Source organism: Komagataeibacter intermedius TF2 (assembly GCF_000964425.1).
Lineage (GTDB): Bacteria > Pseudomonadota > Alphaproteobacteria > Acetobacterales > Acetobacteraceae > Komagataeibacter > Komagataeibacter intermedius.
This window is the reverse complement of the sequence record NZ_BANF01000170.1, coordinates 1-8,530: the sequence shown is the minus strand read 5'-3', so window position 1 is coordinate 8,530 and position 8,530 is coordinate 1. Positions and strand designations below refer to the sequence as shown.

Sequence of the window (8,530 nt, the reverse complement as noted above, 5' to 3'; positions counted from 1 at the left end):
ATCGGTGTCGGCATCTCGTTGAGAACCTCTGGGCTCGCCTCAAGGAGTGGCGCGCTGTCGCAACCAGATATGAAAAAACAGCAACATCGTTTCTTGCGGTCATCCACATCGCTGCCGCAGCAGACTGGATCAAGCCCGAACAGGCCCTACCACTCGTTCTAAAAAGCCGACACGTCGTAGCCCAATCAATCGCTGCGGCACATGCCATCCAGCAGCACGTCCAGTGCAGTCGGAACTGGAGTGGATCCGACCTTTTCTTCAAGTAATTGATAATTGATCGCCAGCATGGCCAGACCGTGTACCTGCGCCCAGCTTGCCGCCGCCAGAGCGCTGACCGCAATCGGCCGGAAGCTTCCGTCACGCTGTCCCCTTTCCAGAAGATCCAGAAGAATCCCGAAGGTGCTCATAGCCGCGTCATGTAACTGTGGATCTATTGTCTTGTCGGCATCAGAACTGAACATCAGGCGATAAAGACCGGGATTTTGACAGGCAAACCCGATACAGGCCTGCGCCGCAGCCACGAATTGTGCACGCGTGGACGGCTGCCCCAGAGACACGGCCTCTGTCAGACTCTCCCCGAGTTGGACGAAGCCGATCCGGGCCAGTTCGCGCAATAGCGTCTCACGATCATGAAAATGCTTGTAGGGCGCCGCATGACTGACACCCGTGCGCCGCGCCACTTCCCGCAGGGTGAAGGTCCAGTTCTGGTTTGTGGCCAGCATATCCAGCGCCGTATCGATCAGGGCGCGGCGCAGGTCACCGTGATGGTAGGGGCGGTCCTTGATTTCACTCATGCGTGAGGCTCATGTTTACAGAAGAAACTTTCATTGACACCAGATCGTCATACTCCATATCCTGCCTGCATAAGTTTCTCCTGTAAACATGGAGGACGAAATGTCCGATGTTACGCCCGCTGACCTAAACCGTATGCTCGACTGCCAGCGCACCGCGTTCCTGCATGCCGGACCTCCTAGCCTGAAACAGCGGCGGACCGATCTGCGTCGTCTGAAAGCTGAAATCCTGAAGCGGCGGAGTGACATCGTGCGCGCCCTAAAAATAGATTTCGGCCAGCGGTCAGAACGCGAAAGCGCCATCGTGGAACTGATCCCGCTGGTGCAGTCGATCAATTACATGATCGCACATATGGGACGCTGGATAAAACCCGAACGCCGCCACGTATCTGCCTATTTCCAGTGCGGTCGTGCATGGGTGATCCGACAGCCGGTGGGCGTCGTGGGCATTATCGCGCCGTGGAATTATCCCGTTTCCCTGGCCCTCGTGCCGCTGGCGACAGCAATTGCTGCTGGCAACCGGGCCATGCTCAAACCCTCTGAATTCACACCGGCCACATCGGCGATGATTGGCGAGATTGTTCGGGCTGTCTTTCCGCCGCAACAGGTTTCTGTCGTGACCGGCAATGGCGAAGTGGGCGCCGCGTTCTCAGCGCTGCCCTTCGATCACATCCTGTTCACCGGCAGCACGGCGGTTGGAAAGAAGGTCGCCGAGGCGGCGGCGCGCAATCTGACCCCGGTGACGCTTGAACTGGGCGGCAAGTCTCCCGTGGTGATCGAACCCGGATTTTCCATGCAGCGGGCGGCAGGCCGCGTGGCGTTCGGCAAGCTGACCAATGCCGGGCAGACCTGCATCGCGCCGGATTATGCGTTGGTTCATGAAGACGATAAGGATGCTTTTGCCACAGCTTATCAAGACGCGGTAAAAAAGCTTTATCCGGGCGGTTATGCAGGGTCACCCGATTATACAGCCATTCTCAACACGCATCATTACGAGCGGCTGAGCGGTCTGATCGACAATGCTGAAACACAGGGCGCGCAGGTGATCCGGCTGGGGAGCGATTCAGCCGCGGATCATGTTCTGGCGCCAGTGCTGCTGCTGGATGCGACATCGCAGATGGCGGTGATGCAGGAGGAGATTTTCGGCCCCGTCCTGCCGGTGCTGACCTACCGCACACTGGACGAAGCGATTGCCTTCATCAATGCCCGTCCCCGGCCTCTGGCCCTGTATTATTTTGGTGACAACCGTGTTGAGCGCGACAAGGTGTTGAAGAACACAGTTTCAGGCAACGTCTCCATCAATGGTACCCTGTTGCATATTGCGCAGGATGACCTACCTTTTGGCGGCGTGGGGGCCAGTGGCATCGGGGCCTATCATGGCAAGGAAGGCTTTATGGCACTCACGCATGCCCGTGGTGTGTACCAACAGGGCCGTTTCAATGCGGCAACGCTGCTGCTGCCGCCATTCAGCAAGTTTACTGATGCCCTCACCAATCTGATCCTGCGATGACAGCGTGTTCTGCTTGTTGGCGGTACCAGCCTCGTCGGGCGCTTTGTCGATGCGGCCTGATACTATTATCACCTGGCTGACAGTCTGTGTCTGGCCCCCCGAAGCGACATGATCCGGCATGTCGGTCGTGATATGCTGCTTGCGGCCCCTGATCTTCTTGCCCGCACCATAACCGCATGGGCCGCCATTTTCAGCAGTTTTAACCGACTGGCTGTCGATAATGCCCACTGAAGGCGTGGCGTCTCGCCCGTCCTGCGTACGCGACAGGATTGCGAGAATATGGTTCATCGCTTCCCATCGTCCCTCGCGGATCCAACGGTAGAAATAGCCCTGTACGGTTGTGAAGGCCGGAAAGTGCCGGGGCAACTGCCGCCATTGGCCGCCGGTCGTGACGATATACAGGATCGCCTCCATGACCCGGCGCAAATCCGTACGTCGTGGTCTCCCCCACTCGTTTCCTCTGGGGCACCAAAGGCGCAATCAGCGCCCACTCCGCATCGCGAAGGTCGCTTGCATACTCCAGATCGTCCCTTTGATACTGCGCGCGGGTGATTTCAGTCCAGGCTATCTTGATCTCATCAGGTTCTCGCAAGCCCATTAGTCATAACCTTCTGAAATCACTCAACTCATTTTCGGTCAGACACTTACATTGCACGGCAATATCGTCTGGTTGGTGTCCAGCCGGGCCGTTTCCCCGGAAAGATTAAGGGAGTTGTCGGAACAATGACCGTCTACAAACCCGGTCTCGTCGACGGTGATGTGGTTGCGGATGAAGGATATGGACAACAGTCTCAAAGCGTTTCTTGAAAGTCAGATCAGCACGTTCGAACAACGCACTGAAGAGGCCATAGCAGAGGCCGCAGAACTCTGTGCCAAAGTATGGCTTATCCGTTCCATCCCGGGTATCGGCCCGGTATCAGTCGCCATGTTTCGCGTAGAAAAGCCAGAATTCAGCCACATGACAGTGACCGAAACCGTAGCCACAAATCGGACTTGCGCAAGTATCTCACGATAGCGGTGCGATGCGCGGGGAACGTATCAGTTCAAGGGGGACGGAGTTCTCTCCGGCATGTCCTGTTTCAGGCTGGACTGGTAGCAACATGCCATAATCCGTCCAGTTTTGAAAGTTGTGGCAAAGCCAACCGTCAGCGCCACCGGCAGAATATCAGCCTGATCGGCAAAGTCGGTGATGAAGCACATCATGGAGGAAGAATCACCGTGCTGCGGCGGGACATGGCCACCAGAAAACTGAGTGCGCGCATACTATGCGCAGATGATATCGGCAGTAGTGTCACTGCGGATATGGTCTGTATGTGCCGCCATTACGATAACATCCGTACCTGTGTCATAAAAACAACGGTATGTTCCCGCATCTTATATCAATATCTGAAAATAGGACGAATCTCATTAATTCATATCCATATCGTTTCAATATTTTCCTTATATATAAAGGATATTATGAAGATATGCTTCGCATCTGAATGATATAACATTCTGTATTCATCATACGTGGAAAGTCCATGCGCATCATGAAACGCTCCTTTTCAGAAATATAGATCCCCTATATGCGAACGTATTATCTAGATAATTACATTGTATAAACAAACGGAACCACTATCATTTTTTACATATGCCATAAGTAATTTTAAATATTATATGTAATTATTTGTTAAATTGGCACAAAAAATCTCAACACGTTACGTAAAAATAACTCCACAAAAACTAATTTATTTTCACAAATGCATAATATACAGATTTAATAATACTGAAATCATAGTTTCATAAAAACATCACGAGACACCATGAAACCCCAAACATAGGGTGTGCCGCGTCATTCAACCACCACCAATCGGGGCCTTGTCATGAGGGATCACGCTGCATGAAAAAGAACACGTTCCTTCTTCTCACAACATGCATGAGTTCTTTGTTCTTCCATAACGCCCATGCAGCCGACACGGCACAGAAGCAGCCCGCAACCAAGCAGACGGACCATCGTGGCAAAATCTCCGCGGGCAAGATCACGACAAATGCCAGCGCGGATTCCGTTACCGCCACCAAGGCGGAATCAATCATCGTCATGGGCGCGGGCGCCGCGCGTGAAACACAGTCGCTGTCCCACCGCGCGCTGCAGGAAGTTGCCCCTGGCACCAGTCCGCTCAAGACCCTGTCCAAGCTGCCTGGCGTCATGTTCACATCTTCTGATCCGCTGGGATCTTACGAATGGTCGCAGCAGATCATCATCCGCGGGTTTGACCAGAGCCGCCTTGGCTTTACCATGGATGGCATCCCGCTGGGCAACCTTGCCTATGGTAATGATAACGGCCTTTCCATCGGTCGTGCGCTGCAGACCGAAAACAACGGCCCCGCCAGCCTGGCGCAGGGCGCGGGTTCGGTCGGTGTCGCGGCATCCAATGACCTTGGTGGCGCGCTGGAATTCACATCCATCGACCCCAGCAAGAAATTTGGCGTCGATGTCGCAGGTACCGTCGGATCATATGGCACGTGGCGTACTTTCGGGCGCATCAATTCCGGCACTCTGCCTGGTGGCGGACGGCTGTATGTTTCCTATGACTATCAGGATGCCAACAAGTGGAAGGGCGATGGCATCCAGCAGCAGCAGCAGGCCAATGCCAAGTTCATCCAGCCGCTGGGTGACAAGGTCAAACTGACCCTGTTCGGTGATTACAGCCAGCGCGCGGAAAATGATTATCAGGATCTCTCGCTGCAGATGATCCAGACCAAGGGCTATAACGTCGATAACATTACCAACAACTATGGCCTGGCCAAGCAGATCGCCACGGCTTACCAGACTGGCAAGCCCTTCCCTGCGGGCATCGCCAATCAGGACCAGTCCTATTACAACTCCGCCGGCCTCCGTCAGGATGTGCTGGGATATGGCAGGTTCGATTTCCATCTGACTGACCACCTCAAGGGCTTCGCCACTGTTTACGGCCATACCAATACGGGTGAAGGCATTTACGCCACGCCGTATACGGCAACGCCTGCATCCCTTGGCGGATCCCCACTCTCCGTCCGTACCACGGAATATGACATTCATCGTGAAGGCTTTATAGGCAGCCTGTCCTACGAACTCGGTCACCATACGATCGAAGGCGGCTTCTGGTTTGAAAACAACGATTTTGAACAGGCACGTCGCTTCTATCCGCTCAGCGCGGACAAATATACCGGCAGCTCCGTCCACTGGTTCCGCAATAACCCGTTCGAAACCCAGTGGCAGAGTGCCTTCAACACCAAGACCTACCAGTTCCATATTCAGGACACATGGCAGATCACTCCGGCCCTGAAACTGAATTACGGTTTCAAGTCGCTGGTTGTTGATAACCGGGGCCGCCAGCTGGAAGGCAACTACATGGGCACACCGGTGGCCAATACATATGCATCGGGTTCCATTACTTCGGCCAACGGCTTCCTGCCGCAGCTTGGCGCCAACTACCGCATCAACCGTCATAATGAAATATTTGCCGACTTTGCCCGGAACATGGCCGCCTTTGACAACTCGACCACGGGTGCCACCAGCCCGTTTGCAATGACATCGGCCGCCTATGCCGCGTCAAAGAAAACGCTGCACCCGGAAATGTCCTATAGCGAGGAAATCGGCTACCGCTTCCATAACCGGCGCATTCAGGCGTCCATTACCGGTTACTACATCGAATTCGAGGACCGGCTGGCATCTATCTCACCAGTATCCAGCGGCACGAACGTTCAGGGTTATGCCAGTATCCTGACCAATGTCGGCGGCGTGACCGCACGCGGCATTGATACGGCTTTCAATTACCGTTTTACGGATAACTGGTCGCTGTATGTGTCCTACGCTTATAACCAGTCCGTCTATGATGACAACCTGACCACGGGTGGTACTACCTATGCTACCCGCGGCAAGAGCGTGGTTGGCATGCCGCGTAACCTGGCCAACGTCCAGATCAGTTATGATGACGGTACGATCTGGGGCAATATCGGCATGCAGTATCAGGGACGCCGGACCTATACCTACACCAACGACCAGTGGATCAAGCCGAACGACATCTTCAACCTGAATGTCGGCTACCGCTTCCACAGCCATAACTGGGCGCTACATGGTCTGGATGCACAGATCAACGTGACCAACCTGTTCGACAAACGCTACGTTGCAACAGTCGGCAGCACAGGCTTTGCTGTCAGCGACCCCACGGGCAGCCTGCAGACGTTGCAGGCCGGTGCGCCGCGCATGGTGTTCTTTACCCTGCGCAAGCACTTTTTCTGATTGCGGCATGCCGACCTTCAACCCTCCTGCAGCCTATGGATGACCACATCATGTCCGATATCGCCAATCGCCGTCAGTTCCTGAAATTTGGCGCTGCTGCCGCCATCGGGGCGGCACTGCCGGAAAACCTGAAACGGGCACTGGCGGTCGCCCCCAACCGGGTGACCGGTACGATACAGGACGTGGAGCATGTGGTTATCCTGATGCAGGAAAACCGGTCATTCGATCACTACTTCGGCTGCCTGCAGGGCGTGCGGGGATATGGTGATCCCCGTGCTGAAAAATTGCCTGACGGCAGCAGCGTCTTTGCACAACCGGATGGGAAGGGCGGCCATGTCATGCCCTTCCTGTTCAACACTGCACATACCTCCAGCGCCTGCCTTGCCAGCCTTGATCATAGCTGGAAGGACACACAGACGGCATGGAATGACTGGAATACATGGGTGCCACACAAGACGGCCATGACCATGGGCCACTTCACCCGTGCGGAAATCCCGTATTATTACGCACTGGCCGATGCATTTACGGTATGTGATGCCTATCATGCCTCCATTTTCGGGCCGACCAACCCCAACCGTCTGTTCTTTTTTACCGGTACGAACGGACTGGCGGTCGGCAATGACGGATTACAGGCCATACAGAATGTCGATGATGGCAACTGGTCGGCGGACATGGCGCATGACCGGGCCGATTTTCAACCATTCCGCTGGACCACCTATCCCGAAAAACTGCAGGCGGCGGGTGTATCGTGGCGCGTTTATCAGGAATATGACAATTTTGGCGACAACCCGCTGGCGTCCTTTGCACAATTCCGCAACCTTGATCCCCGGTCATGGGAATACCAGCGCGCCCGCATGATCGTGCCGGGATCAACTGCGACCAACATGCATGATACCGAAGGCCGCTACCTTGTCGCCGCCTTTGAAGATGATGTCGCGCACGGCAGGCTGCCGCAGGTTTCGTGGATCGTGCCACCAGCCGCCCTGTCGGAACACCCTGACGCCCCGCCCGGTTACGGTGAACACCTGATTTCCCAGTTGATGGATGTCTTTGTGCGTCATCCCGATGTCTGGGCCAAAACGGTTTTTATCCTGAATTATGATGAAAATGATGGTTTCTTTGACCACGTTCCCCCGCCGGTCCCCGCACGTGACCCACGGTATGGCGGTAGTACGGTCGCGACCACGGGGGAATCCTATCACACTGTCCCGGTAGGATTGGGGCCACGCGTGCCTGCGATCGTGATTTCACCATGGACCAAGGGCGGATGGGTCAATTCACAGGTATTCGACCATACGTCCGTCCTGCGCTTTCTTGAAGCGCGTTTTGGTGTAGAGGTCCCCAACATCACCCCATGGCGACGGGCCGTATGCGGGGACATGACCTCCATTTTCGACTTCGCGCAAACGGATCGCCGGTGGACCGCGCACCTGCCGCGGACGGATACCTATCTGGCGGAAACACGTCAGTCATGCATGCTGCCCAAGCCCACCATTCCCGCCCGGCAGTCCCTGCCACAGCAGGAACCCGGCCAACGCCCGGCCCGCGCCCTGCCCTACCGACTCCATGCGGACCTGATGGCGCCGGGACACCTCCATATTGCGAATGAAGGCAGCCAGGGGGCGGTACTGCGTATCCGTGATGGCAAGGTGACACGCCATTATACGCTGGGCGCCGGGTCCGATATGACCCTGCCAGTCACAGCCCATGACAGCCTGCCCGTAACCGTTCATGGACCCAACGGTTTTTTCCGCCAGTTTGTGGGCAAGGGTCTGCCGGACGTGACCCTGCGTTACGACCCCGCCCGTGACGTGGTGGTGCTGTCGCTGCATAACCATGACCATGCGTCCCGCGCTGTCCGGATTGAGGACGCCTATACCCATACCACGCACGAAACTGAACTATCCCCCAATGCGACAACCGACTGTGAGTGCTGGTTGTAATCTCCCCAAATGTGCTGGTTGAAAA

5 protein-coding genes and 2 pseudogenes are annotated in these 8,530 nt (G+C 55.6%); 4 read left to right on the top strand and 3 right to left on the bottom strand.

Going from position 1 to position 8,530, the window contains the following annotated elements; all coding sequences use genetic code 11:
- A pseudogene (locus B7449_RS15165) lies at positions 1 to 134 on the top strand (transposase); the annotation flags it as partial.
- A gap of 51 nt (positions 135 to 185) precedes the next feature.
- On the opposite strand, the gene B7449_RS15160 reads toward B7449_RS15165, so the two are convergent.
- Positions 186 to 794, bottom strand: coding sequence for a TetR/AcrR family transcriptional regulator (locus B7449_RS15160; RefSeq protein ID WP_048883778.1), 609 nt, complete (start codon positions 792 to 794; stop codon positions 186 to 188).
- A gap of 88 nt (positions 795 to 882) precedes the next feature.
- On the opposite strand from B7449_RS15160, the gene B7449_RS15155 reads away from it, so the two are divergent.
- The gene (locus B7449_RS15155) at positions 883 to 2,301 is read left to right on the top strand and encodes a coniferyl aldehyde dehydrogenase (protein WP_199858319.1); all 1,419 of its coding nucleotides are present in this window, start codon (positions 883 to 885) and stop codon (positions 2,299 to 2,301) included.
- Positions 2,302 to 2,400: 99 nt separating this feature from the next.
- Here B7449_RS15155 and B7449_RS15150 read toward each other — a convergent pair.
- Both B7449_RS15150 and B7449_RS21120 read right to left on the bottom strand, forming a co-directional pair.
- Positions 2,401 to 2,869 (bottom strand): annotated as a pseudogene (locus B7449_RS15150) (IS5 family transposase); the annotation flags it as partial.
- Between the two features lie 470 nt (positions 2,870 to 3,339).
- Entirely contained in the window at positions 3,340 to 3,504 is a 165-nt protein-coding gene (locus tag B7449_RS21120; RefSeq protein ID WP_158003680.1) for a hypothetical protein, read from the bottom strand.
- 676 nt (positions 3,505 to 4,180) lie between these two features.
- On the opposite strand from B7449_RS21120, the gene B7449_RS15145 reads away from it, so the two are divergent.
- On the top strand, positions 4,181 to 6,562 hold the full coding sequence (locus B7449_RS15145) for a TonB-dependent receptor (RefSeq protein WP_235721126.1): 2,382 nt from the start codon (positions 4,181 to 4,183) through the stop codon (positions 6,560 to 6,562).
- Positions 6,563 to 6,612: 50 nt separating this feature from the next.
- The gene (locus B7449_RS15140; RefSeq protein WP_244465768.1) at positions 6,613 to 8,505 is read left to right on the top strand and encodes a phosphocholine-specific phospholipase C; all 1,893 of its coding nucleotides are present in this window, start codon (positions 6,613 to 6,615) and stop codon (positions 8,503 to 8,505) included.
- The last annotated feature ends 25 nt before the right edge of the window (positions 8,506 to 8,530 follow it).

Coding starts and splice junctions, on each gene's coding strand:
- B7449_RS15160 (WP_048883778.1), bottom strand. CDS start 794: ATGAGTGAAATCAAGGACCGCCCCTACCATCACGGTGACCTGCGCCGC.
- B7449_RS15155 (WP_199858319.1), top strand. CDS start 883: ATGGAGGACGAAATGTCCGATGTTACGCCCGCTGACCTAAACCGTATG.
- B7449_RS21120 (WP_158003680.1), bottom strand. CDS start 3,504: ATGATGTGCTTCATCACCGACTTTGCCGATCAGGCTGATATTCTGCCG.
- B7449_RS15145 (WP_235721126.1), top strand. CDS start 4,181: ATGAAAAAGAACACGTTCCTTCTTCTCACAACATGCATGAGTTCTTTG.
- B7449_RS15140 (WP_244465768.1), top strand. CDS start 6,613: ATGTCCGATATCGCCAATCGCCGTCAGTTCCTGAAATTTGGCGCTGCT.